General features: G+C 59.2%; 20 protein-coding genes. 9 read left to right on the top strand and 11 right to left on the bottom strand.

Annotated features, from left to right (window positions below; all coding sequences use genetic code 11):
• Positions 1 to 49 precede the first annotated feature (49 nt).
• From KGA97_RS00440 to KGA97_RS00425, 4 genes are all read right to left on the bottom strand, one after another.
• On the bottom strand, positions 50 to 1,822 hold the full coding sequence (locus KGA97_RS00440; RefSeq protein ID WP_223480016.1) for an acyl-CoA dehydrogenase C-terminal domain-containing protein: 1,773 nt from the start codon (positions 1,820 to 1,822) through the stop codon (positions 50 to 52).
• 60 nt (positions 1,823 to 1,882) lie between these two features.
• Positions 1,883 to 3,544 carry a cation acetate symporter gene (locus tag KGA97_RS00435; protein ID WP_223480015.1) on the bottom strand — a complete coding sequence of 554 codons (1,662 nt, stop codon included), beginning with the start codon at positions 3,542 to 3,544 and terminating at the stop codon, positions 1,883 to 1,885.
• On the bottom strand, positions 3,544 to 3,870 hold the full coding sequence (locus KGA97_RS00430; protein WP_008041492.1) for a DUF485 domain-containing protein: 327 nt from the start codon (positions 3,868 to 3,870) through the stop codon (positions 3,544 to 3,546). Before KGA97_RS00430 ends, KGA97_RS00435 begins: the two co-directional genes overlap by 1 nt.
• 122 nt (positions 3,871 to 3,992) lie before the next feature.
• Positions 3,993 to 5,615: an acyl-CoA synthetase gene (locus KGA97_RS00425; RefSeq protein WP_223451464.1), complete on the bottom strand. Its 1,623-nt coding sequence runs from the start codon at positions 5,613 to 5,615 to the stop codon at positions 3,993 to 3,995.
• Positions 5,616 to 5,845: 230 nt separating this feature from the next.
• Between KGA97_RS00425 and KGA97_RS00420 the strand changes: the two genes are divergently transcribed.
• The 5 genes from KGA97_RS00420 (at position 5,846) to KGA97_RS00400 (ending at position 11,145) form a co-directional block, all read left to right on the top strand.
• Positions 5,846 to 8,122, top strand: coding sequence for a PAS domain S-box protein (locus tag KGA97_RS00420; RefSeq protein WP_223480014.1), 2,277 nt, complete (start codon positions 5,846 to 5,848; stop codon positions 8,120 to 8,122).
• Positions 8,123 to 8,126: 4 nt separating this feature from the next.
• Positions 8,127 to 8,762: a response regulator transcription factor gene (locus KGA97_RS00415; protein WP_192416359.1), complete on the top strand. Its 636-nt coding sequence runs from the start codon at positions 8,127 to 8,129 to the stop codon at positions 8,760 to 8,762.
• Positions 8,763 to 8,836: 74 nt separating this feature from the next.
• Positions 8,837 to 9,931: an AI-2E family transporter gene (locus tag KGA97_RS00410; RefSeq protein WP_008041498.1), complete on the top strand. Its 1,095-nt coding sequence runs from the start codon at positions 8,837 to 8,839 to the stop codon at positions 9,929 to 9,931.
• The gene (locus KGA97_RS00405) at positions 9,928 to 10,659 is read left to right on the top strand and encodes a hypothetical protein (protein ID WP_223480013.1); all 732 of its coding nucleotides are present in this window, start codon (positions 9,928 to 9,930) and stop codon (positions 10,657 to 10,659) included. The genes KGA97_RS00410 and KGA97_RS00405 overlap by 4 nt, the downstream gene beginning before the upstream one ends.
• 21 nt (positions 10,660 to 10,680) lie before the next feature.
• Positions 10,681 to 11,145, top strand: a complete 465-nt coding sequence (locus KGA97_RS00400; RefSeq protein WP_008026361.1) for a MaoC family dehydratase — start codon at positions 10,681 to 10,683, stop codon at positions 11,143 to 11,145.
• A 103-nt stretch (positions 11,146 to 11,248) separates the two neighbouring features.
• On the opposite strand, the gene gfa is transcribed toward KGA97_RS00400, so the two are convergent.
• Entirely contained in the window at positions 11,249 to 11,827 is a 579-nt protein-coding gene (gene gfa / locus KGA97_RS00395; protein ID WP_008026381.1) for an S-(hydroxymethyl)glutathione synthase, read from the bottom strand.
• 153 nt (positions 11,828 to 11,980) lie between these two features.
• Positions 11,981 to 13,603, bottom strand: coding sequence for a methyl-accepting chemotaxis protein (locus KGA97_RS00390; protein ID WP_223480012.1), 1,623 nt, complete (start codon positions 13,601 to 13,603; stop codon positions 11,981 to 11,983).
• A 296-nt stretch (positions 13,604 to 13,899) separates the two neighbouring features.
• Here KGA97_RS00390 and KGA97_RS00385 point away from each other — a divergent pair, with 296 nt between their 5' ends.
• The gene (locus tag KGA97_RS00385; RefSeq protein ID WP_223480011.1) at positions 13,900 to 15,687 is read left to right on the top strand and encodes a SulP family inorganic anion transporter; all 1,788 of its coding nucleotides are present in this window, start codon (positions 13,900 to 13,902) and stop codon (positions 15,685 to 15,687) included.
• 54 nt (positions 15,688 to 15,741) lie between these two features.
• On the opposite strand, the gene KGA97_RS00380 is transcribed toward KGA97_RS00385, so the two are convergent.
• The 5 genes from KGA97_RS00380 to KGA97_RS00360 all read right to left on the bottom strand — a co-directional run bounded on the left by KGA97_RS00380 (position 15,742) and on the right by KGA97_RS00360 (position 22,004).
• Complete coding sequence (locus KGA97_RS00380; RefSeq protein ID WP_223480010.1) at positions 15,742 to 17,778, bottom strand: LTA synthase family protein; 2,037 nt, start codon at positions 17,776 to 17,778, stop codon at positions 15,742 to 15,744.
• A gap of 32 nt (positions 17,779 to 17,810) precedes the next feature.
• A complete protein-coding gene (locus tag KGA97_RS00375) occupies positions 17,811 to 18,425 on the bottom strand; it encodes a hypothetical protein (protein ID WP_223480009.1) in 615 nt (204 codons plus the stop codon).
• Complete coding sequence (locus KGA97_RS00370; RefSeq protein ID WP_223434306.1) at positions 18,422 to 19,720, bottom strand: sialidase family protein; 1,299 nt, start codon at positions 19,718 to 19,720, stop codon at positions 18,422 to 18,424. The genes KGA97_RS00375 and KGA97_RS00370 overlap by 4 nt, the downstream gene beginning before the upstream one ends.
• A gap of 307 nt (positions 19,721 to 20,027) precedes the next feature.
• Positions 20,028 to 20,930 (bottom strand): universal stress protein, encoded by a 903-nt coding sequence (locus KGA97_RS00365; RefSeq protein WP_192227180.1) that lies wholly within the window; start codon positions 20,928 to 20,930, stop codon positions 20,028 to 20,030.
• A 183-nt stretch (positions 20,931 to 21,113) separates the two neighbouring features.
• Positions 21,114 to 22,004 (bottom strand): LysR family transcriptional regulator, encoded by an 891-nt coding sequence (locus KGA97_RS00360; protein ID WP_032832639.1) that lies wholly within the window; start codon positions 22,002 to 22,004, stop codon positions 21,114 to 21,116.
• Between the two features lie 167 nt (positions 22,005 to 22,171).
• Between KGA97_RS00360 and KGA97_RS00355 the strand changes: the two genes are divergently transcribed.
• The 3 genes from KGA97_RS00355 (at position 22,172) to KGA97_RS00345 (ending at position 26,075) form a co-directional block, all read left to right on the top strand.
• Positions 22,172 to 23,254 carry a 4-oxalomesaconate tautomerase gene (locus KGA97_RS00355; protein ID WP_223480008.1) on the top strand — a complete coding sequence of 361 codons (1,083 nt, stop codon included), beginning with the start codon at positions 22,172 to 22,174 and terminating at the stop codon, positions 23,252 to 23,254.
• A gap of 44 nt (positions 23,255 to 23,298) precedes the next feature.
• Positions 23,299 to 24,630 (top strand): dicarboxylate/amino acid:cation symporter, encoded by a 1,332-nt coding sequence (locus KGA97_RS00350; protein WP_223480007.1) that lies wholly within the window; start codon positions 23,299 to 23,301, stop codon positions 24,628 to 24,630.
• Positions 24,631 to 24,770: 140 nt separating this feature from the next.
• On the top strand, positions 24,771 to 26,075 hold the full coding sequence (locus tag KGA97_RS00345) for a CitMHS family transporter (RefSeq protein ID WP_008041516.1): 1,305 nt from the start codon (positions 24,771 to 24,773) through the stop codon (positions 26,073 to 26,075).
• The last annotated feature ends 12 nt before the right edge of the window (positions 26,076 to 26,087 follow it).

Raw genomic sequence — 26,087 nt, 5'->3', positions numbered from 1 at the left:
ACGCGAGCGCCGAAAAGAGAGGAGCGTGGCGCCGCGTGCGGTTCAATCGTTAGAACTGCTCGGCGCTCAGACCGAACAACGAGGCACTGCCGGCGCGAATCGATTGGTCGAGGCTCAAAATGCGCGGCAGCAGGCGATGGAAGTAGAAGTCGGCGGTGGCGATCTTCGCACCGTAAAAGCCTTCGTCGTCGCTTCGCTTTTGCCGGGCAACCTGCGCCATGCGCGCCCACAACCAGGCGTAGGCCACATACCCGAACAGGTGCAAATACTCCACGGAAGCGGCGCCGACTTCGTTGCGGTTGGTCGCTGCCCGGTCCTGCAACCAGTCGCTCAGGTCTTCCAGGCGCTGCACGGCATCGAACAATTGCGCGCTGTAGGGCGCGTCAGGCTGGTGGGCGAAATGCCGAATCTGGCCGGTGAACTGACGCAACGCGAAACCGTTATCGGCCAGCACTTTGCGCCCGAGCAGGTCCAGCGCCTGAATGCCGTTGGTGCCTTCGTAGATCTGCGCGATGCGCACGTCGCGGACCAATTGTTCCTGGCCCCATTCGCGGATGTAGCCATGGCCGCCGAACACTTGCTGGCCGTTGATGCAGCTCTCCAGACCGGTGTCGGTGAAGAAGGCCTTGGCAATCGGCGTCAGCAGCGCGACCAGGCTCTGGGCGCTCTCGCGTTCTTGCGCATCGTCGGAGAACTTCGCCAGATCGAGCTGCTGTCCGACATAACTGGCGAACGCGCGGCCACCTTCAGTCATGGCTTTCATGCTGAGCAGCATGCGGCGCACATCGGGGTGGACGATGATCGGATCGGCGACTTTGTCCGCGGCCACGGTGCCGGTCGGGGCGCGGCTCTGAATGCGTTCACGGGCGTAGGCCACCGCACTCTGATAGGACGCTTCGGCGCAGCCAATGCCCTGAATACCGATGGACAGGCGTTCGTAGTTCATCATGGTGAACATCGCTGCGAGGCCTTTGTTGGCTTCGCCCACCAGCCAGCCGCTGGCACCGTCGAAATTCATCACACAGGTGGCCGAGGCCTTGATGCCCATCTTGTGTTCGATCGAACCGCAACTTACGGCGTTGGCCCGGCCAAGGGAGCCGTCGGCATTGACCAGCACTTTGGGCACCACAAACAGCGAGATGCCTTTCGGTCCGGCCGGCGCGTCGGGCAGTTTTGCCAACACCAGATGGACGATGTTTTCGGTCAGGTCCTGATCGCCGCCGGTGATGAATATCTTGCTGCCGGTGATGCTGAAACTGCCATCCGCCCGAGGTTCGGCGCGAGTGCGGATGATCCCCAGATCGGTGCCGGCATGGGCTTCGGTCAGGCACATGGAGCCGGCCCAGCGACCTTCATACATCGGCGGCAGGTACAGGTCTTTCAAGGTCTCGCTGGCGTGGGCATCCAGCGCCAGGCACGCACCGGAACTCAATGCCGAATACAGCGCGAAACTGGAATTAGCGCCGTAGAGCATTTCTTCAAACTGCACGGCGAGCATTTTCGGCATGCCCATGCCGCCGTACTCGGGATTACCGGACAGGCCGACCCAGCCACCGTCGATGTACGTGGCATAAGCCTGTTTGAAGCCGATGGGCGTGGTCACCTGACCTTCATGCCACTGTGCGCCTTCTTCGTCGCCGCTGCGGTTCAAGGGTGCGATCAGGTGCGCGGTGACTTTCCCCGCTTCCTCAAGGATCGCGTCGGCGATGCCGGCATCGATGTTGTCAGCCAGGGCAGGCAGGCGTGCCCACAGGGCCGGGGCGTCGAACACCTCATGCAGGACGAAGCGCAGATCGCGCAGGGGGGCTTTGAATTCGGGCATAACGTGAACCTCGACAGGACGGTTGTGCACGGCGCCGCAACCGGGCGCCGTGCCTTTCAATCAATGACTGGAAGCGATGGCAGCACCGAGACCGGTCTGGGCGCGCACGAACTGGTCGGCGTAGGCGTCACGTTCCTTGTCGGCCCGCACACTGCGGTCGAGTCGGGACACGACGACAATCACCAGGAACGCCAGCGGCATGGAAAACAGCGCCGGGTGGTCGTACGGGAAGATGGCGTGAGCATGACCGAGCACGGTCACCCACACGGCCGGGGACAGGATCACTAGCACCAGCGCGCAGATCAGGCCGGCAAAACCGCCGATGATCGCGCCTTTGGTGGTCAGGCCTTTCCAGTACATGGCCATGATCAGTACCGGGAAGTTGGTCGAGGCGGCGATGCCGAAGGTCAGGCCGACCAGGAACGCGACGTTCATCTTCTCGAACAGAATGCCCAGCAGAATCGCGATGATGCCCAGGCCTACGGTGGCCATGCGGGTGACGCGCATTTCCTGTTTCTGGGTGGCGTTGCCTTTCTTGAAGACGGTGGCGTAGAGGTCGTGGGAAATCGCCGACGCACCGGCCAGGGCCAGCCCGGAGACCACCGCAAGGATGGTGGCGAACGCCACGGCCGAGAGGAACCCGAGGAACAGGTTGCCGCCTACCGCTTTGGCCAAGTGCATCGCGACCATGTTGCCGCCGCCAATCAAGGCGCCGCCAACTTCACCGTTGACGTAATACTGCGGATCGGTGCCGATGATCACCATCGCGGCGAAGCCCAGGGTGCAGACCACGAGGAAGAAGAAACCGATGAAACCGGTGGCGTAGAACACCGATTTACGCGCTTCCCTAGCGTTGGGTACGGTGAAGAAGCGCATCAGAATGTGCGGCAGACCGGCAATGCCGAATACCAGGCCGAGAGACATTGACGCGGTGTTGATCGGGTCGGCGAGCATTGAGCCGGGGCCCATGATATTCCAGCCGCTGGCATGCGCTTCGACCGCTTTGGTGGCCAGGGTTTCGTAGCTGAAACCGAACTGCGACATGGCCATGCCCGCGAGAGTCGTGCCGCCGGCCAGCAGCAACACAGCCTTGATGATTTGCACCCAGGTCGTTGCGATCATGCCGCCGAAGATCACATACACCAGCATCAACGCGCCGACGATCACCACCGCTACCGGGTAGTCGAGGCCGAACAGCAATTTGATCAACTGGCCGGCACCGACCATCTGCACGATCAGGTAGCAACACACCACCGTCAACGAACCGAATGCAGCGAAGATCCGCACTTTGTTCTGGTCCAGTCGGTAGGAGACGATGTCGGCAAAGGTGTAGCGCCCCAGATTGCGCAGCCGCTCGGCCATCAGGAAGGTGATGATCGGCCAACCGACAAAGAAGCCGATGGTGTAGATGAAACCGTCGTAACCCTTGGCGAACACCAGGCTGGACAGCCCCAGCAGCGTAGCGGCGGACATGTAGTCGCCGGCAATCGCCAAGCCGTTCTGAAACCCGGTAATGCCACCGCCGGCAGTGTAGAAGTCCGAGGTGGATTTGGTCTGGCGCGCGGCCCACCAGGTGATGGCCAGCGTGCCGAGGACGAACACGAAGAACATGCCGATCGCATGCAGGTTCAGCGGTTGTTTTTCGATGGCACCCAACGCGGGTGCAGCTAATACAACGGAGGTCGGCAACAGGCAGGCTGCGGCGAGGATGAGTTTACGCATCACTTGCTCTCCTCAAGAATGGCCGAACCCAGCGCATCGAAGCGCGTGTTGGCGCTGTAGACGTACCAACCGGTCAGCAACCAGGAAAAAACAATGATCGCCGCGCCAACCGGCATGCCGAGGGTCAACATCCGGTGCTCGCCGAGCGGCGCGTGCAGCCATTGCGGGGCAAACGCCACCACGAACATGAACAGGTAATAAGTGCCCAGCACCGCAGCACTCAACGACCAGGCCAGGCGCGAGCGACTGCTGACCAGTTGCAGGAATTTCGGGTTGGTCCGAATACGTTCACAGCGTTGGGTATCGGTTGCATGGATGTCGATCATGATGCGCTCCACATTGTTGTTGTTATCGGTGTGTGGGGGCAGGGCAGGCCGAATCCGGCCTGCACGAGCCCGAGGCGGCAGGTAAGACACCTGCCGCCTGATAGGTAAAACGTCGGTGAGGGTTAGAGGGCCTTGGCCCTGTCGCGCAGTACGTACTTCTGGATCTTGCCGGTGGATGTCTTCGGCAGGAGGGTGAAAATCACCGTGCGCGGGACTTTGAAACCGGCCAGATGCTCGCGGCAGAAGCTGATGATGTCGGCCTCGCGAACGTCCTGGTGATCAGCCTTCAAGGTGATGAAGGCGCAGGGCGTTTCGCCCCATTTTTCATCGGGGCGGGCGACCACGGCGGCTTCCATCACCCCCGGATGGCGATAGAGCACGCCTTCGAGTTCGATGGTGGAAATGTTCTCGCCACCGGAAATGATGATGTCTTTGAGGCGGTCTTTGATCTCGACATAACCGTCTGGGTGACACACCGCCAGGTCGCCAGTATGAAACCAGCCACCCTCGAATGCTTCGGCGGTGGCCGTCGGGTTTTTCAGGTAGCCCTTCATCACGGTGTTGCCGCGCATGAACACTTCACCGATGGTCTGGCCATCGCGCGGGGTCGGTTCCAGCGTCTTCGAATCGCCGACCATCACACCTTCGAGCGTCGGGTAGCGCACGCCTTGACGGGATTTGATCTGCGCCCGTTCTTCCAGCGGCAGTTCGTCCCATTCGGCATGCCAGGCGCAGAGGGTCACCGGACCATAGGTTTCCGTCAGGCCGTAGACGTGGGTGACCTTGATGCCCATTTCCTCCACGGCGCCGATGACTTTGGCCGGCGGCGCAGCACCGGCGACCATGGCGTTGACCGGGTGATCGATGGCCGCCTTCGCGGACTCCGGCATGTTGACCAGCGCGTTGAGCACGATCGGCGCGCCGCACAGGTGCGTGACCTGATGTTCGCGAATCAGCGTGAGGATTTTCTGCGGATCGACCCGGCGCAGGAACACGTGAACGCCGGCGAGCGCGGTGATGGTCCACGGGTAGCACCAGCCGTTGCAATGGAACATCGGCAGGGTCCAGAGGTACACCGGATGGTTGCCCATCGCCCAGGTCATCTGGTTGCCCAAGGCATTCAAATAAGCGCCGCGGTGGTGATAGACCACACCTTTCGGATTGCCGGTGGTGCCGGAGGTGTAGTTCAGCGAGATGGCTTGCCACTCGTTGGCTGGCCATTGCCAGGCGAACGCCGGGTCGCCTTCGGCCAGCAACGCTTCATAGTCCAGATCGCTGACGGCCTGGCCTTCACCGTATTCCGGGTCGTTGACGTCGATGACCAGAGGCGGGTGATCAAGCATGCCGATGGCGGCGTGAATCACGTTATGGAATTCGCGGTCGGTGATCAGCACCTTGGCCTCGCCATGCTGGAGCATGAACGCAATGGCTTCAGCATCCAGGCGCACGTTAAGCGGGTTGAGCACGGCGCCGATCATCGGCACGCCAAAATGCACTTCCAGCATTTCCGGGATATTGGGCAGCATCACCGCCACGGTGTCGTCTTTGCCGATGCCGCGACCAGCCAGCGCCGAGGCCAGGCGTCGGCAACGGGTGTAGGTCTGCGCCCAGGTACGGCGAATCGAGCCGTGGATGACGGCGGGGTAGTCGGGGTAAACATTGGCCGTGCGCTCAAGGAAGCTGAGCGGAGACAAGGCGATGTGATTGACAGCCGAAGGGACTAGCCCTTGTTCATAGATCGACATGTGCGGTACTCGGTGGCTGATTGTTAGCTCTATCGGTGGCCTTTCAGCGTCGCCGCTGAGGTCACCTTTATATGTCCGGTGTGCTTTATATAACAATCCTCCATCGATATGGAAGTACAACCTATGGCGTATGGTATATATACTATATTTGATTCGTGCTGAACTAAATGACTACCGTTAAATCGCCAAGGCCGGTATATCCTTGGCTTCCCCAACGAAGCGGACCCGTGATGACCCTGACTCCCGTTCGATTGCACAGCTGGTTGCGCCTGCAGCGTGAGGCCGTGCCTCTGGCCGCCCGGGCCGATGCGTTGTGCCGGGCCTTGCAGGATTGCCCTGAGGTGCGTCGCGCGGTTTACCTGAGCTGGCAACCCCAGGCGCGAATCTACAGCCATGAAGGTGCCGCCCAGCATTTTCCCCCGGGCCAGGGCGATCCTTCGCTGGCCAGCGATCAGTTGCTGTTCGAGCGTTTGCTGGAAGCCGGGCGCCTCGACCTGGCGCAAGTGCGGCAACTGGATTGCTGGTTGGCCGGTCGACTGCGCCGCGCCGCCATCAGCCATGGCCAAGTGTTCGATCTGGCGTTGACGCCTGGGCAGGCCGGGTTGTTGCTGGTGGAAGTCTGCGAAGGCGTGAGTTTCGATTGGCTGGGGTGGGTGCAGGATTTGCTCACGACTTTGCTCAGCAGCGTCAACGGCATGCTGCGTGGCTCGCCACTGTTGGGCCACGATCCGCAACCGAGCCTGTTGCTCGATGCGCAGGGACGGCCGCAGGAATTCAACGCGGCGTTGCTGGCGTTGCTGGCGGAAAAGCCTCTGAGCGACGTATTCGGTTTTCTGCCGGTCAACCATCGGGTACTGGTGCGCGCTTGCCTGGACCAGCAGCGTGCCATTGAAGGGGTCGAAGCCCAGCTCGAAACGCAGATTCTGATCTGGACATTCATTCCCGATCCCCAGGATAACCGTGTGCTCGCCCGTTGCCGCGACGCCACCGCGCAAGTGCTGGCCGAGCGCGAAGCGGCTCAGGCGCGGCGGTTGTACCGGCTGATCATCGAGAACACCACCGACTTGATTTCCCGTCACACACCCGACGGCTGTTTTCTCGATGCCTCCCCCGCGTCATGGACGTTGCTCGGCTATTGGCCGGAAGAACTGCGCGGGCAAATGGCCCAGGGCCTGTTCCATGGCCAGGACCTGGCCAGTCTGGTGCAGCGTGCCCGCGATGCGCTGGAGCAGGACGGTTATCACACCATGACGTATCGCATTCGTCATCGGAACGGGCATTACCTGTGGTTCGAAACCGCCAGTCGGGCGATTCGTGAAACCTATACCGGCACGGTGGTCGAGGTGGTCAGCGTCTCCCGGGACATTACTGCCAGAGTGCAGGCCGAAGAGAACAAGCGGCGCCTGGCCGAAGTCGTCGAGGTCAACACCGATCCGGTGCTGTTCATCGACCCCGAGGGGCAAGTCACTTACCTCAACCCGGCGGCACGCCGCATCCTCGGCATAGGCGAGCAACAGCCGATGCCGGTCCTGGCACAACTGTTCGCCAGCGCAGACCTGACGCGTCTGCAACGTGACGGCTGGAGCGGCGCCGAGCGCGACGGCGTCTGGAGCACCGATGCGCGCTTGCATCCACCGGGCGGTGGCGCGTCGGTGCCGGTGTCGCTGGTGCTGTTGGCGCATCGTTCGGCCGGTGGCGAGCGCTACTATTCACTGGTGGCGCGGGACATGACCGAACGTGAACTGCGCGAAGTGCAGCAGCGCCGCCATCAGGATGAACTGGCGCACACCGCGCGCCTGGTCACCCTCGGTGAACTGGCCTCGGGCATCGCCCACGAAATCAATCAGCCGCTGGCCGCGGTGGTCAATTACGCCAACGCCAGCCAGCGTTATTTGCAGACCGTGGATTCCAATCCCCAGGCCGCCGCCCGGGTTGCGCAAGGGCTGGAACGCATCACCCATCACGCCACGCACGCCTCGGAAGTGATCCGCCGTTTGCGCGCGTTTCTGCGCAAAGGCCAGCGCCGCATGCAGGCGCTGAACGTCACCGATGTCGCCCGCGAAGCCGTGCGTTTGTGCGCCTGGGAAGCGAGTAATTGCCAAGTGACAATCGAGGATCGTCTGCCGGATAATCTGCCGCCCGTTTATGCCGATCGAGTGTTGCTGGAACAAGTCCTGCTCAATTTGTTGCGCAATGCCATCGATGCCAACCGCGAACAACATCCCGGCCAGCCCTCGCTGATTATGATGACCGCCGGGCAGGGCAGTGCCGCCACCGTGGACATCACGGTGCAGGACCAGGGGCCCGGCGTGAGCGAGCCCGAACTGGAGCAGATTTTTACCCCGTTCTATACCAGCAAGGCCGATGGCCTGGGGCTCGGTTTGTCCATGAGCCGCAGCATCATCGAAGGTTTCGGCGGCGAATTGCAGGCCCGCCGCCAACCGGTCGGGCTGCTGATGTGCTGTCGCTTGCCGCTTGCCGGTCCAACAAAACAACAACAGGAATAATGCAATGGCGGGTGTGACGGAGCACGTGGTGTATGTGGTCGATGACGATCAAGGCATGCTCGATTCAACGGTCTGGTTACTGGAATCAGTCGGCCTCAAGGCGTTGCCGTTTACCAGCGGTGTTGAGTTCCTCAATGCCTGCGATGCCAGCCTGGCAGCCTGTGTGCTGCTGGATGTACGCATGCCCGGCATGGGCGGCTTGAACGTGCAGGAAGAAATGCGATTGCGCGAATTGAACCTGCCAATCATCTTCGTCAGCGGTCACGCCGATGTGCCGATCGTGGTGCGTGCGTTCAAGGCCGGCGCTCACGACTTCATTGAAAAGCCCTACAACGAACAACTGCTGCTGGACAGCGTGCAACAGGCCCTGAGCACTTGCGCGACCCACCGTTCGGGTAATCAGGGGCATGAAGCGTTGCAGGCGCGTTTGCTCACGCTGACCCCACGGGAACGAGACGTCTTGTTGCCGCTGGTGCAGGGTTACACCACCCGCGAAATCGCCGAGCAACTGGGGGTGAGCGCAAAAACTGTCGACCTCTACCGCTCACGCGTGATGAAACGCATGCAGGCCAATACCCTGCCGGACCTGGTCGGCATGGCCATTGCCGCCGGACTGGTTGATCCATTGAAGTTGCGTTGAATCCACGCGTTTTCCGCCGAACGACTATGCTGGGCTAACCGATCCCGTACCGTTGCAGTGATCAGGAGGCCTCCATGGAGCCCACTTCGTTCTCCGAAAAAACGCTGACGCGCACGCTGCTCGATGTCCTTATCCGGGCTGGGTTGATCGCGGTTCTGGTGCTGTTCTGCTTTGAAATCTTCAGCCCGTTCCGTGACCTGATGCTGTGGTCGCTGATCCTGGCGATTACCCTTTACCCGTTGCAGGCGCGTCTGAAAGGGCCCTTGGGACAGAATGACGGGCGCATTGCGACGCTGATTATCCTGATCGCCATCGTCATCCTGGTGTTGCCGATTTACTTTCTGGGCACCTCGATAGCCGACTCGGTCGACCGTGTGATGGAAGTGGTCAAGGGCGGCGACTTTCACCTGCCACCACCCGCCGAATCCATTGCCAGTTGGCCATTGGTGGGGCAGCCGCTGTTTGACTTGTGGCTTGAAGCCTCAACCAATCTTCCCGACCTGACCGCCAAATACCTCCCGCAGATCAAGCACTTCAGCCTGTCCCTTTTGAGCAAATTGGCCGGCGTCGGCATGGGTTTCCTGACCTTCATTTTCGCCTTGATCATCGCCGGTATTTTCATGGCCTATGGCGAGAGCGGCAGTCGCAGCGCGGTGCAGATTGCCTCGCGGGTCAGCGACCCGGCCAAAGGACCGAAAATTGCCGCGCTGTGCACCGCAACGATCCGTGCGGTCGCGCTGGGCGTGGTCGGGATCGCGTTCATCCAGATGCTGCTGGTGGGGCTCGGGTTTGTCTTCAAGGGCATTCCCGGCGCCGGTTTGCTGGCCCTTGGGGTGCTGTTGCTCGGCATCATGCAATTGCCGGCGACGCTGATCACGGTTCCGGTGATTGCCTTTGTGTTCGCCACCGAAGGCGCCAACACTGTGACGATCGTGTTTGCCATCTTCGTCTTCGTTGCCGGCCTGGTGGACAACGTGCTCAAACCGCTGCTGCTGGGGCGCGGTGTTGATGTGCCGATGCCGGTGGTGCTGATCGGCGCGCTTGGCGGGATGGTCACCAGCGGCATCATCGGGTTGTTCATCGGTCCGGTGGTGCTGGCGGTCGGGTATCAATTATTCTGGCAATGGGTTCGGGATCAGCCTTCGGAGGGAGGAGGGCCGCCACTATGAATGCGCCGGGTGATGAACTGCTCAATTTCGTACTGATCGCCCATGGTGGTCTGGAGCGCTGGAGCAGTTTCAACCAGGTACGCGCCACTATCGTGACCGGGGGCTCGCTCTGGGCCATGAAAGGGCTGACCCAGGACAGCGCGCCACGGCAGATGACCGTCTGGCTGCATGAGCAGCGGGCCTCAGTGACGCCCTTTGGCGGGGCCGATCAATTCACCGCCTACACCCCGAATCGAATCGCCATCGAAAATACCGCCGGCAAGGTAATCGCCGAGCGATCGAAACCCAGAGAATCCTTTCGCGACCATGGGGAAAACAGTCCCTGGGATCCCTTGCACCGAGCGTACTTCAACGGTTACGCGCTTTGGTCGTACCTGACCATGCCTTTCCAGTTCACCTGGCCGGGTGTCGTGACCGAGGAAGTCGAGCCCTGGCATGAGGGCTCGGAGCGCTGGCGTCGTTTGCGGGTGACCTTCCCCGAGACAATCGCCACGCACTGCGCGGTGCAGGATTTCTACTTCGGTGCAGACTTTCTGTTACGTCGTCACGACTACAACGTGGATGTCAGCGGTGGCCTGGCTGCCGCGCAGTACGTTCATGGCTATGTTGAAACCGACGGCTTGCGCATGCCCGGCAAGCGGCGCGCCTATCGACGCAAGGCCGACGGTCAGGCGGATGAGCACGCCTTGCTGGTGGCGATCGATCTCAGCGACATCGGCTATTCGTAATGCACTGCGGAGGAATGAATCATGACCCTGCATGCCTGGGAAAAACTCTACCTCGATGACCTGAGTCTGGGTCAGGAGTTTGAAAGCGACCCTGTTCGCGTCCACCAGGAAGCGATGTTGGCGTTTGCTCGCGAATACGACCCGCAACCTTTCCATTTGAGTGCCGAAGAGGCCGAGTTGAGTCTGTTCGGCGGTCTGGCGGCCAGCGGCTGGAACACTGCGGCCCTGACCATGAAGATGCTCGTGGCCAGCGTCCCCCTGGCGGACGGCATCATTGGCCTGGGCATCGAGCTGAGCTGGCCGACACCGACTTATCCGGATGACGTGTTACGCCTGTTCAGCAAGGTGCAGGCCATCGAGCCGTCGGCCTCCAAACCGGATCGGGGCGTGGTGACGCTGTTCATGGAAACGCTGAATCAGAATGACAAGGTGGTGCAGCGTGCAACCGGGAAGCTGCTGGTGTTCAGAAAACCCCCAGAGGATTGAAGCGCTGCCGGCGTTCGCCATTTCTCGACGTCGCTGACGACAGATCCCCAAACAAGCTGCCCGGGGGCCGCGGTCCGGCGAAGAAACCGCGGCGACCGATCAATCAGGCGGCAGGCAGCAGGCCTTTCTGTTTGGCGACATGAGTCGCCATTGCGTCCATCAAATCCGGGGACAGGCAGTCATAGGGCTCCAGGCCGATAGAGCGCAGGCGCTCACGGATGGCTTTCATTTGCGCTGGCGGTGTGCCGGTTTCGATGATGGAGGACACGAACGCCGCGAAGCCTGGTGCAGCCCAGCCTCGTTGGGGAGAAAGCTCGGTGTGGACGAAGTCCAGGCCATAAAACGGATGGTCCTTGTTCTCGATGCGCCCAAAGAGATGGGCGTGGCACTGCTTGCAGGCATGTCGCTGGATGGTGGCTTTTTCGTCGACAATGGCCAGTTTTTCGCCGTGGGCAGTGACGCTGACCTTGTCCCGAGGGACCACGGCAATGACGGCGAATATCGCGTTTTGCGGTTTCCAGCATTTGCTGCAACCGCACGCGTGGTTATGCAGGGTTTGCGCGTCGATCCGGACCTCGACTTTGTCGGTCGCACACAGGCATTGCAGGGTGCCACCGGTGAAATTCGCGTCGGCGGGTTGGATACCATTGTCCAGGGCAGGATGAAGTTTCAAGGTACTCACGTTGGCGTCTCCCTTTGAGTGGGCCAGACAAACAGCGGCAGGGTGTGAGTGACGAAAGCTCGCCATTTAAATCCTAGACCATCTTCGGCAACCGGGTGCCCCCCGTCATAACCTTCAAACTGCCGTTGACTGGTTTGACGGGGGCCAGGCCTTTTAGAAGCTGAACCGCTGCAGCATGGCGCCCAGCCCGTCGGACATTGCCTTGAGTTCCTGGGTTGTGCGCACGATCCCGCTTTGGGCGGTGGCGTTCTCTTCCACACTTTGCGCTACTTTCTCGACGTTGCAGGCGACCTGTTCACTGGCGGCGCGTTGTTCCTGGAGCGACACCGAAATGAAACTGACGGCCGCAAGGGATTCGTCCAGCACACCCTTGATCCTGCCCATGGAATGGCCCGCGCTTTCGACCAGTTTCTGACCATGAGTCACGCGCTCGCAGCCGGCGGCCATGCTGTCTTTGGCTTTGATCATGCCGCTTTGTATGGCATTGACCAAGGCAACGATTTCCGTGGTGGATTGGGCTGTGCGGGCGGCCAGGCTGCGCACTTCATCGGCGACCACGGCGAAGCCGCGACCTTGCTCGCCCGCGCGTGCCGCTTCAATGGCGGCATTGAGGGCCAGGAGATTGGTCTGTTCGGCGATGCCGCGAATCACACCGACAATCAGGCTGATGTCGTTGGACTGAATCGCCAGTTGATCGATGTCCGATGAGCTTTGTGTCACCAGATCGGCAATCTGGCCCATTTCCTGGATGGAGGCCTGCATGACCTCCATGCCTTCGCTGGTGATTTCGCCTGCTTTCTGTGCGGTGCTCTGGGCCTGTCGAGCATTGTCGGCGATGTGAGTGATGCTGACGGAAAGCTCTTCTACCGTGGCCGCCATGGAGGAGGCTGTCTCGCTTTGCAGTGCGGCGCTGCTCAATCCTTGTTCGGAGGACGCAGACAATTGCAGCGTGGCACCCTCGATCTGCCCGGAGGCCTGGCTGATCTTTCCGATCATTTCACTCAGGCTGTGGCGCATCGCCTGGACGGAGTGCAGCACCCCCGTCGACTGTTGCTGATCAAACTGTGTAGCGGCGAGTTTCCCCTGGGCGATGTTCGAACTGATGGCCGCCAGTTCTGCCGGTTCGGCACCGAGTTGACGGCTCAACAGGCGGGAGAACAAGACCGTGTAGGCCACGCCCGCGATCAGGGCCAATGCCAGAATCAACAGGCTGAGCTGGAGACTGGAGGTATAGGCGCTCTGGTTCTGTTCGAACTGGTTCTTGGCCTCCACCAGTTGAACTTCGATCAACTCGGAAAACTTGGCTGACAAGGGATCGATCAGTGGATACAGCTGATCTGTCGCGAAACGCGCGAGACCGGCGGCGTCGTTCTGGCGCAGCAGGCCTTGCAAGTTTTGCAATGGACCGTGGGTCGCTTCCATCAGCGGGTCGATTTGCGCGATCAAACGGGTTTCTGCGGGGATCAGTTCCGTTGATTTGTACGCGCGCCACGTCTGATCGATTTCCCTCTGCGCTTGCTCTATCCGGGTCAATGATTCGGCGTTGGTGAAGTTGCCATTGCGTGCCTTGTGGGTGGCATCGACGATGTCCACGGCGTACAGGTCGGCGATTTTTTTCAAGTCCCGCAGCGGTACGACCCGATCGAGGTACACGGTCTCCAGGCTGCGTACCGCAGATTGCATTCCCAAGAGTCCAAGCCCGCCGACACACAACAAACCCAGGAGCAAAGTGCTGGTAAGCACTAGCAGATGAGTCCTGATTTTCCAGCTTCCCATAGTCCGTAATTCCTGAGTCAGCTAATAGATGGCGATCAAGAGGTCAGCGTAAGGTGCAATAAAGGCACATTGGCATCATTGGCTGAGACCCAGGAGAAAAAACATCGTGTGATCGGCGAGAATTTATGAATTTGCGACACGGGGAGACACGCTATTGGAGTCGGTGCGGTCGACGATGAGTGTGCAGGTTGCCTGGTCCATCGTTGAATTTTTCACTCACTACTGAGCAAGATCGCAGACTTGACCCAGAATGAATCTACCGCACGCTGTTTGTTATCCCTGAGGGCTAAAGTCCCATGAGCGATTCGGATGCTCCGCCACCCGCTCCCGAACCGGGCCGGATTACGCACAGGCATACTGGCGATCAAACCCACTTGAGCCGTTGGCTGCCGGGGCTGCGGACGTTGAGCCGCTACAAGATGGCATGGTTGCGGCGCGATATTGTGGCCGGACTCGTGCTCACCACCATGCTGGTGCCCGTCGGCATCGCCTACGCGGTGGCGTCGGGGGTGCCCGGCATTTATGGCCTGTACGCGACCATCGTTCCATTGCTCGCTTATGCGTTGTTCGGCCCCAGCCGAATCCTGGTGCTGGGGCCGGATTCCTCATTGGCAGCCATCATTCTCGCCGTAGTCTTGCCGCTGTCCGGCGGTGATCCGCATCGGGCGATCGCCCTTGCCGGCATGATGGCGATTGTCTCGGGGGTGGTGTGCATTCTGGCGGGTGTCGCACGGCTGGGCTTTGTCACCGAACTGCTATCCAAACCGATCCGCTATGGCTACATGAACGGCATCGCACTGACGGTATTGATCAGTCAGCTACCCAAGTTTTTCGGCTTTTCGATTGAATCCGACGGACCGCTGCGCAACCTGTGGGCCATTACCACCTCGGTGATGGATGGGAAAACCAACTGGACCACCTTCATGATCGGTGCAGCCACCGTGGCGGTCATCTTGTTGCTCAAGGACAAAAAACGCGTGCCGGGGATTCTGATCGCCGTGGCAGGCGCCACCATCGCCGTTGGCGTGCTTGACCTTACAACCCACAATGTCGCGGTCCTCGGTTTGCTGCCCCAAGGCTTGCCGGCGTTTGCCATCCCTTGGATCAGCCGTGCCGATATCGTTCCTGTAGTGATCGGAGGTTGCGCCGTTGCGCTTGTCTCGTTCGCCGACACCAGTGTGCTCTCGCGCGTTTATGCGGCGCGGACCAAGACCTATGTCGACCCAAACCAGGAGATGGTAGGGCTCGGCGTCGCCAACCTTGCCGGCGGTTTGTTCCAGGGGTTTCCAATCAGCAGCAGTTCGTCACGCACGCCTGTGGCCGAGGCAGCGGGGGCCCAAACCCAACTTGCCGGCGTGGTTGGAGCACTGTCTGTTGCCTTATTGCTGGTGTATGCCCCGGATTTGCTGAAAAACCTGCCCACCAGCGCACTGGCGGCGGTGGTCATCGCTTCGGCTATCGGCCTGATCGAGGTCGCCGATCTGCGACGGATCTATCGTATCCAGCGCTGGGAATTCTGGTTATCGATCGTTTGTACGCTCGGTGTGGCCGTATTCGGCGCCATCGAGGGCATTGGCCTGGCCATCGTTGTCGCGGTGATCGAGTTTCTATGGGATGGCTGGCGGCCGTATTCTGCGGTGTTGGGTCGCGCCAAAGGCGTCCAGGGCTATCACGACATCACGCGTTATCCGGATGCGCGCCTTATTCCCGGCCTGGTGCTGTTTCGCTGGGATGCGCCGTTGTTTTTTGCCAACGCAGAACTGTTCCATGACCGAGTGCTGGACGCCGTGGCGACATCACCCACGCCGGTTCGTTGGCTGGTGGTAGCAGCCGAACCGGTCACCAGCGTGGATGTGACTTCCGCCGACATGCTGGCTGAACTGGACCAAACCTTGAACGAGGCTGGCATCACGTTGTGCGTGGCCGAGATGAAGGACCCTGTCAAAGACAAGTTGAAGCGCTTCGGACTATTCGAGCGGTTTGGCGAAGCTGCGTTTTTTCCGACTTTAGGCGTCGCCGTCAGCAGCTATCTCAAGGTCCATCCCGAGGAATGGAGGGAAGGGCAGGATGAGGATCGCGATTAGACAATAGTGCCGGCACACTATCGGGGTCGGCGCGGTAGCCGACCCCGATCCCGGTTACTTGCGCACGTTCTGGTACAACATCAACCTGGACGTTTCATGCATGCCGCGGGTCAGTTGCACCAGGCGCTTGAACTCTTCAGGGTTTTGCCCGGCCACGTTGTCCAGCGGCGTCGCGGAGGCCAGATCGTGCAGCGTCGGCGAGCTGCCGTCGTGCTCCATCTGCACCATGTAGTGTTGAGTGACGCCCGCAATCAACGGGAACGTACCTTCACGCAACACCAACGGCACTACGCGTTCACCCTCGGGCGCAGGCTGCTGGATGTCACGCCCCAGGCCGCTGTTGCGAAACTCAAGGCCGGCCATGCCCGCCACGGTTGGCAGCAAGTCCACCAGACCGACAGCTTCCTTGACGGTCCGCGTGCCGAGCAGACCCGGTGCATGGATGATCATGGGCACCGCGTTACTTTCCAGACCCAGTTGCTCATAAGCCGGTGCCAGGAAGGGGATCTGGGCGATACGGGTGTTGTGGTCGCCAAACAGCACGAAAATGGTGTTGTCGTAGTAACCACCCGCTTTGGCAATCTCCATCAAGCGTCCGATGTTGAAGTCCAGCAGGCGCACGGCGTTGTACTGCTCGACACTGCGCGATCCCGCAGCCTGAACTTCGGCCAGGGTAGGGTGCTTGACCTCGAATCCGTCATTGCTCTTGGGAATCGTGAAGGGACGATGGTTACCGGCCGTCTGCACATAGGCAAAGAACGGTTTGTCCTTGGGCAGCGCTTGCAGGATCTTGTCGGTTTCCTTGAACAGATCCAGATCTGAAATCCCCCAGACATCCACCACCGGGGATTTCCAGTCCCGCTCTTCGAACAGACGAACCCCGTCGATACTTTGCCGGATCAAGGCATTCATGTTGGCCCAACCGGAGTTGCCGCCAATGGTGTAGATCTTCTCGTAACCGGTGAAGGCATTGATCAATGTGTGCTGTTTGGTGATCAGCGGATTACGCGTCGCGGTTTCCTGTCGAGTGACGTCTGGAACCCCGCTAATGCTGGCCCAAACGGTTTTTGCGGTCCCGGTGACCGGAACATAGAAGTGCTCGAAGAACCAGCTCTGTGTGGCCAGGCGATCGATGTTGGGTGTCGGATTGATCGGGTTGCCATAGGCGCCGACGGCACTGGTACCCAGCGACTCGAGCATGACAAACATCACGTTCGGCGCCCGTGTGCTCGATACCTTGTAGGGTTGTGGCGCCTGATGACGGACGAAATTCAGGGTTTGCGGATCGGGCTGGTCCACGCCCAGGTACTTGGCAATCACGGCGTAGTGTTCACGCACTTGCGCTTCGTCATAACGCGACTGGCCGACCTTGACCGTGTCGTAGAGGAAAATCACCGGGTTCAAGCCCAGCGCAGCGACCTGGTTATTGCCGGAGAAGAACGCATCGCTCCAGCGCAACGGGACAGGGTTTTCCAGGTTCATGTTCTCGACACGGCCCAAAATACCCAACAGCACCAACACGACCATCAACGCGCTACCCCATGTAACGGAGAGCGGGTGAATGGCTTTACGGGGGCGATCCAGCGTCACGCGCTCCAGGCGCACCAGGGCCAGCGTCACCAGGGCGACCGTTGCCAGGCACCCCAGCGATATCCAGATAACCGGGTAGGTTTGCCAAACCATGTCACGGGATATTTGCGCGTCGTCTATGAAGCGCAGCACGGTGGCATTGATCCGTACGCCCAGATAGGCGTAATGGCCAAAATCGACGATATAGATCAGCAGCAGGGCGCCCAGGGCGACTGACAGATACACGCGCGCCAATCGGCGAAGCAGGCGGCTGCTGACAAGATTCCAACGAGGAATCCAGGCCAGCAACGCCAGTGGCAACATCACCAGGATGGCCAGGCGCAGATCGAAACGAAAGCCGATGCCCAGGGTTTCCAGGACGGCATGATCGTCGCTCAATGCTCGGGCGTCGAAACCGGAGAAGCCGAAAAAGAACACCACCCGCAGCAATGCAAACAGCACAAACACAATCGCTGTCGCGCCTAGCCAATAATGCAAACGTCTCGATTGCAGCCAACCCATCCCTGTACCCCTGTTAAAAATGTCGTTGGATCTCAAATGGATCTGGAGTCTTTCACTGAGCCAAACCGCGTGTTCAGCCAACCGTACGTCCAGCGCACCGCAAGCATCAGCAGTGCCGCGCAGCAATACAGCCCCAGCAGCGGATCAACCAGATAATCCCAATAGTTGTGCGAAGGTTTTACCCCTGCGATGAAGGCCAGGGTCGCACTGGCCAGCATCACGACGGCCAGGTAGCTGCGCAGGTAAAACAGACCTGCGGTGAGCAGAGCGAAGAAAATCAGCATCGGGCGCGGGCTGAAGCCAAACCGGTAAGGGTCCAGATGACTCAACCCCAGCGTTGCCGGATACAACGCCAGTGCCAGCGCAGCGAAGATAATCAACACGCGGGTTTTATCCTGCTGAGCAGCCGGCAGGAAACCCAGTCGACGCAAACAACCCCACACCATGAACACCAAGGTCGTCATCGCAAGGTCATCAATGTGACTGCGCAGGTAAGCCGCCAAGGACAAGTCGTCCAGCGGTATAAAGCTGGCGGCCAGCAATGCAACCAGCAGCACGATCTGCGCGGCCCGCTTTAAGCCGAAAGAAGGCAGCAACAAAAAGATGATCATTGTGAAACTGAGATGTGCTTGCCAAAGGTTGATCATTTGGCACGCTCCGACAGCCATGCATCGTTGAAGGTGACGTGCTTGATGAAGGTGTTGTTCCAGGAATAAACCAGGTGATACATCCCGTCGGGACTGCGGATGAAGTACGGGTATTCATATTCGAAACTGCAGGCTTGTTCCTTGCAGACCCGGCTGTCCAGGTTGTTCAGGAACTGCGCTTCCAGCGGTTGGCGAAGTGCGCCACTGGATCCGCGAAACTCTCTGCCGATGATTTCCTTGTAGGCCTCGGGTGAAAACGTATCGCCCTCTGGATCAGGCGATTTGTCGAGGTCGCGCAGCGAGCGCCAATCGTCCATTTTTGCGTCGGTGCCATAAAGACTCAGTTTGAAGCGCCCCTCTTGCAAGTCATTGAGTGCCACCAGCAACCCATGTTCGGGCGTCGCTATGGCCGCCAACGAGGAATTGGGATTCGAGGGATCGAGCGGGTAAGGCTCGCTCCAGGTTTGCCCGGCGTCTTCAGTGCGGGTCGCCAGTACTCGATGGTGGGTGTTGCCGGCATAACGCAGCAAGGCGATGCCGCGCTGTCCATCCAGCGGAACGACTGTGGGTTGCAATGAGTTATTGCCATGGCTGATGCGGAATTTATCGATCACCTCACCGTCTGCGCTCAAGTACAGGTACTCGGAAAACTTGCCCAGAAATTCGTGGTAGACCGGTAAACCGATGGAACCGTCGGCATGAAACACCGGGGCCGACCGTACCAGGGTGCTGATATTCAAGAAGGGCGAGGTGATCAATTGGCGCGGCGCTGACCATTGGCGTCCATAGTCTTCAGAGACCATTACATTAACCGCACTACCGGCCCAGCCCCCCATGGACACGGACACGTAGAACAACCAGAGCCGGTTGTCCGGTGCGAGCGCAACGACCGGGTTACCCAGTTTTCGAATGTATTTTCCAGTGCCCAGTTGGGTCGACTGTCGAGTCGCCAATACCTGTTCCGCACCCCATTCGCCGGTTTTCGCGTCGAAGCGGGCAGAGCGCACCTGCACGTCGGCTGCGCCTTCACGCGTACCCGCGAACCAGACGGTCATCAGGCTACCGTCAGGCAAGGCGGTTACCGCCGAGGAATGCACGAAGTCCACCAGCCCGGACGAGGCAAAACGGCTGGTATAAATGGGTTTGGCTACTTGCTCAGCCACAGCCCTCACCGGGTTCATCAGGGCAAAGGAAGAATGCACAGGGGCAGGGTGGGTGAACCATGCGGCCGCAAACAGGCAGGAAAGTGCAACATAAGCCAAGAAGGCAGGGAGGGAGGGTAGGTGGATGCGCATAATCGAGGCTGTGCATCTTATGGCCGATTCAGGCAGCTCAACCTATCACTTGTAGTAGCAGACTCGGGCTTTAGCGAGCTGCTGCTTTGTAAGCAAATGTTTATGGCGCGATATTCGGGCCTTGAAATTATAAAAACGTATTATTTATCAATAGCTTAAAGATGTTTGTAGGCGCCAGGCCGTTAATCGAAAAACTGCTCTTGAAGGCGAAAGAATAGACTGAAATTCACAAAAACCCATTCAGCGAGCCGAGCGTCGCGGCCTGTTCGGCCGCCAACGCTGCCGTCGTGCACTGAAAGCCGATCCGTTACTGATCTACCTGCGCCTTAATTGCCAAAACATTGCAGGGCACCTTATACAACACGTGCTCTGTAGTACTGCCAATCAGCTTGTGCAGCCCTTTACGGTGCGTATCGCCCATGATGATCACATCGGCTCGGGTGTGGGCCGCGAAGTCGGACATCACTTTGGTGGGCGGCCCTTCAATGAAATGTTGTCGTTCAGAGGGCACGCGGTAGTTTTCAGCCAGCGTAATGAAGGACTTGTTCAGTGACCGGCGTACATCGGTGCTGAAGCCCGGCATCGTCACGGCGCCGGCACCGGCGTCAGAGATATGTGTCAGCGATGGATCGAAGGCGTGCAGCAGGTGCAGCTCTGCATCGCACTGCATGGCCATCCGCTGCGCAGCCACGATGATCCGGTCATTGAGGTCGTTAATCTGGTGTTCTGGATGCGACAAATCCACTGCCGCCACAATCACCCGCGGAAGTGGACACCTGACTTCGCTGACCAGATGAACAGCAACCGGGCAATCGCGCAGCAGATGCCAATCCAGCGGCGTGACGAATACGCGTTTGAGTGCTGATTCGTGGTGTACGTCCTTGATAACCAGGTCCGGTTGCAAGTCTTTCACATGCTGAAGGATTTCTTGAAGTACGTCCCGAGCCAATACAACTTCGGTGGTCACCGCAATGCCATTGCCACGTATCAGTTGGGCTTCATCTTGCAGCCACTTCTGGTTCTCTTGCTGACAGATCTCGCGAAATTGCTCATTCCCGCTCATCAACCCCAAGATGTCGACGTCTTCAATGAACACCGCGATATGCAGCACTGCGTCAGTGGCTTTGGCTAGTGCAACTGCCCGCTCCATCGCCGGCGTGTGACGCATGGTTGGACCGACAATCAGAAAGAGGCGTTGATATTGGCTCATGTCGCACCTCCAGCATTCCGGGTTATCCGTTGGTTTTTGCCAGCACTCTCATCCTCTACACCATTGGCGACCTCTACGGCCTCAACTTCCTGGATCGCCAATACCAATATACGCCTGCATTCAGTGAGCGCGCGCGGGACGAGTTGCCCTATGCACTTATTAAAGCAGGCAGGACGAGAGGGGTCATTGCTCCCACTGTTCCAGCAGTATCGAGACGAATTTTTCCGCTGCCGGAGAGAGTGAGGCGCCTCTTCGGTAAACCAGTCCCAGCGATCGGTTCACGACAGGCTCTATCAAAGGGACGCTCACCAAGGTTGGATGATCCACCGCCGGCATTGCGAGGCTCGGCATTGCCGAAACGCCTAGACCAGCTTCTACCAGGCCCAGCGATGTAGACAGGTGTTGCACCTCATAGAACCACTGTGGACGCCAGCTCAAGCCCGACAAGGCGTGGTCCAGCAACATGCGGTTGCCGCTCAGGCGACCGACCCCGATAAGGCGGTAATTGCTCAGTTCAGACCAGGTGACCGAACTGCGCCCGGCCAGCTCATGATCGCGTCGACACGCCAAAACAAAAGGCTCGTTGACCAACGGCACAAACTCAATGTCCGGGTGCTGGCCGCTCATCATGTTGATGCCAAAGTCGGCTTCGCCACGCAGAACAGCCTCCAGTCCTTCGTTCGCACTGAGATCAAGCAAACGAATGCGGATTTGTGGATAGCGCTCGTTGTAGAGGCGGATGACCGAAGGGAGGAAGTAGAAGGCTGCGGTGGGGATGCAGGCGAGGGTGACACGACCGCTCTGCCGCTCCGCCAGCTCGCGGATGTTTAGTATCGAGTCGTCGAAGTCATCCAGTAAGCGTCGTGCCTTGGGCAGGAAGTCTCGCCCAACGCTGGTGAGGCTTACCCTTCTTGTCGTGCGATCAAGAAGCGCTGTTCCCAATCCCTCTTCAAGCTTTTTCATTCTCCGACTCAACGCGGGTTGAGAAAGATGCAAGGCATCGGCAGCTTCGTGGAAGCTTCCAAGTTCCGCGATCTTCACGAAAGATCGGATGTCATTGAGCTCATAATTCACTTTTTTTATCTCGGCAGACGAGCGTTGTTCAGCCAGTTCATCCTAGATTCGTCATGCGCCAAACGCAATAATCAGGCTGATATTTGCATTGGAAACAATTTTTAAAGCCTGCGACTCTTGCTCACAAGACATCAATAACCCCCATTGATCAACAAGAGTCAGTATTCATGCAACGAATTCCCTGTGTGCTAATGCGCGGTGGTACTTCCAAGGGCCCGGTATTTCTCGCCTGGGATCTACCTGTTGCGATCGAAGACCGTGATGAGCTGCTGCTCAACCTTATGGGTTCTGGCCATGAGCTGGAAATTGACGGCATCGGTGGCGGTAGTCCACAAACCAGCAAGGTGGCGATCGTCAGCCCGTCGCTGCATCCTGACGCGGATGTCGACTATCTGTTCGTTCAAGTCATGGTCTCCCAGCGTCGAGTCGACACTGCGCCCAATTGCGGCAACATGCTTTGCGCCGTTGGCCCGTTCGCCATCGAACAGGGGCTGGTAAAAGGCACCAAAGACCTGACCCGTGTGCGTATTCGCAACCTCAACACGGGGACTTTTGTGAACGCCGAGGTACAGACCCCGGGTGGCAAGGTCAGCTATGAAGGCGACACCGCCATCGATGGTGTGCCGGGTACCGCCGCTCCTGTACAACTGACCTTCCTGGATGCGGCGGGCAGCAAGACGGGCAAGCTTTTCCCGACTGGGCAAACGCAGGATCTGATCGACGGTATTGCAGTGACCTGCATCGACATGGCGATGCCGATGATGATCGTCGAAGCCGGCCAGCTGGGTAAGCGCGGTGATGAAAGTCCTGCTGAGCTGGATGCCGACAAAGAGTTTCTGCGCCGCCTGGAGTCCTTGCGACTGCAAGCTGGCCTGGCAATGGGCCTGGGTGATGTCAGCGACAAAGTGATCCCCAAGCCTGTACTGGTTTCACCGGCCAAGGCTGGCGGCACAATCCAGGTGCGCTACTTCATGCCACACAATTGCCATCGGGCCTTGGCGATCACCGGCTCCATCGGCCTGGCCACTGCTTGTGTCACTGAAGGCAGTGTGGTCGCGCAATTGCTCGGCGGGGTTAGCGAGCCGCGCTTGCAGCAAGTACGCATTGAACACCCTAGTGGTGGAATAGATGTCGTATTGTCCTACACCGGCGCTCAGGGTGAGACCATTCGTGCTTCGGTAGTGCGTACATCGCGCAGGCTGTTCTCCGGTTTTGTCTACGCCGCGGCTTCCCAACGACTCGCCGGATAACGTCCCCTAGTCATTGCCGTTTTTGCATCAGCACAATTCTAAAAATGGGTGATGCCATGAAAGTTGTAAAATCGCTCTACTTTCAGATTCTCTGCGCCGTGCTGTTGGGCGTACTGGTCGGACATTTTTGGTCGCAGCAGGCCATCGCCTTGAAGCCGCTGGGTGATGCCTTCATCAAACTGATCAAGATGATGATCGCTCCGGTGGTGTTCTGCACCATCGTCACGGGTATCGCGGGTATGAGCGATAAACGCTCCCTCGGACGCCTGTTGAGCAAGACCATGCTGCTGTTCCTGGCGTTGACCGTGATCAGCCTGATTATTGGCCTGGTGTCGGTCTACCTGTTCAAACCCGGTGTGGGCATGAACATCGACCCCACCCAGTTGAGCACCAAGGGCTTGTCGCAGTACACCGATTCGGCCGCGAAGCTGGGAGTGGTCGATTTTTTCATGCACATCATCCCCGACACGTTCATCGGTGCCTTCAATAAAGGTGAAGTACTGCCGGTGTTGTTCATCGCGGTGCTTTGCGGTTTCGCGCTGTCGGCCATAGGCGAGCGTGGCAAGCCGGTGCTGGATTTACTGGAATCCGCCTCGCACATGGTGTTCAAGATCTTCTCCTACCTGATGCGCTTCGCTCCGATCGGTGCCTTTGGCGCCTTGGCCTTCACCGTGGGCCAGTACGGTATTACATCGCTGGGCTCGTTGGCCAAGCTGATCATGACGCTGTACGTCGCCTGCGCCTTCTTCGTCTTTGTGGTGCTGGGGAGCATTTGCCGGGCGAATGGCTTCAGTCTGTGGAAGTTGCTGCGCTACTTCCGCGAAGAATTCCTGGTGGTGCTCGGGACTTCCTCCACCGAGCCGGTGATGCCGCGGATGCTGGAAAAGCTGCAAGCCCTGGGTTGCAAAAAAGGCGTGGTGGGGCTGGTGTTGCCAACGGGGTACTCGTTCAACCTCGACGGTACGGCGATCTACCTCTCGCTGGCAGCGGTGTTCATTGCTCAGGCCTGCAACATCGAACTGAGCCTGACACAGACCGTGACCATGCTGGCAATCATGCTGTTGTCCTCCAAGGGTGCCGCGGGCGTCACCGGTGCCGGCTTTGTCGCACTGGCTTCGACGCTGACAGTGATCCATGACATTCCCTTGGCCGGCCTTGCCTTGCTGATCGGGATCGACCGTTTCATGTCGGAAGCCCGGGCTTTGACCAGCCTGGCAAGCAACGCCGTGGCTACCGTGGTGATGTCCATCTCGGAGAACGCCTGTGATCGCGAAACACTGATGCGGACTCTGGACGGTAAACCTTCGCCTGCCGCACCCCCAGCCCAAGTCCAGAACCCCGACTGGGATGGCTTGAAGGTCACCGAACACGCTTGACCGCTCAAGGCTGAATCCAGCCCCTTAAATACCTCAATGAATAACTCCCGCCAGGCACCGTTGATCGTGCCGTCTGGCGGGGACGGGGTCGCGCGCCTGTGCGTCGGCCACGCTACTCATAAGAACAAGAGAACTGACCTATGCTCGCATTGCTTGGATTGGCCATGGTGGTGGTCTTCACCGTCCTGATAATGACCAAACGGTTATCGCCGATTGTCGCGCTGACGGTGGTGCCGATTGTGTTTGCCGTCATTGGCGGTTTCGGTGGCACTACCGGCAAGATGATGCTCGACGGCTTGAAAATGGTCGCTCCTTCGGCCGCGCTCCTGCTGTTCGCGATCTTGTTTTTCGGCTTGATGATCGACGCCGGTCTGTTTGACCCGCTGATTCGCAAGATCCTCAAACGCGTCAACGGCGACCCGATGAAAATCGCTGTCGGCACAGCGTTGCTGTCGCTGCTGGTGGCCCTGGACGGTGATGGCACCACCACCTACATGATCACCTGTGCGGCAATGCTGCCCCTATACAAACGTATCGGGATGAATCCGATGATTCTGGCGACCATCGCCATGCTTTCTCTGAGCATCATGAGTGGCATGACGCCTTGGGGAGGGCCGGCGACCCGAGCGATCGCGGCGCTGGGCCTGGATGCCGGTGAATACTTCGTACCGTTGCTGCCGACCATGATTGGCGGCGCCATGTGGGTGGTGTTCACCGCGTTTCTGCTGGGCCGTGCCGAGCGCAAACGGATCGGCAATATCCAGTTGGAAAGCGGCGGGGGAGATTGCTACATCAAGGCGATTCTTGAAGACACTCCGCACAAGCGACCGAAACTGGCCTACGTCAATCTGCTGTTGGTGATCGCGGTGATGGTCGCACTGGTGATGGGGATCATGCATTCCGCGATCCTGTTCCTGATCGGGTTCGTACTGGCGCTGATGATCAACTATCCGCAACTGGATATTCAGAAGGAACGCATCCTCGCCCATTCGGGCAACGCCATGACCGTCGTACTCTTGGTGTTTGCCGCCGGCATCTTTGCCGGGATTTTCTCCGGCACCAAGATGGTCGACTCCCTGGCGCAAACCCTGGTTGACTGGATTCCGCCGTCCTGGGGGCATCTGTTCCCGCTGGTGGTGGCGATTACCAGCATGCCGCTGACGTTCGTCCTGTCCAACGATGCTTATTACTTTGGCGTGGTGCCCATTCTGGCGAATGCCGCTGCGGCGTATGGCATTGATCCGGTGGAAATCGCCCGCGCGTCGATTCTCGGGCAGCCAGTACACCTGATGAGTCCGCTGGTCGCCTCAACCCTGTTGCTGGTGGGGATGGTCGATCGCGATATCGGCGACTTCCAGAAAGCCACCGTCAAATGGGCGGTGCTCACTTCACTGGTCATCACCGCGCTAGCCCTGCTGACCGGGGCGATCAGTCTCTTCACCTGATTCACCCAAGCC

It is taken from the genome of Pseudomonas sp. BF-B-15 (assembly GCF_019946675.1).
GTDB classification, from domain to species: Bacteria; Pseudomonadota; Gammaproteobacteria; order Pseudomonadales; family Pseudomonadaceae; genus Aquipseudomonas; species Aquipseudomonas migulae.
Note: the sequence above shows the minus strand (reverse complement) of the source record. Positions and strands in the feature narration are given on the sequence as shown.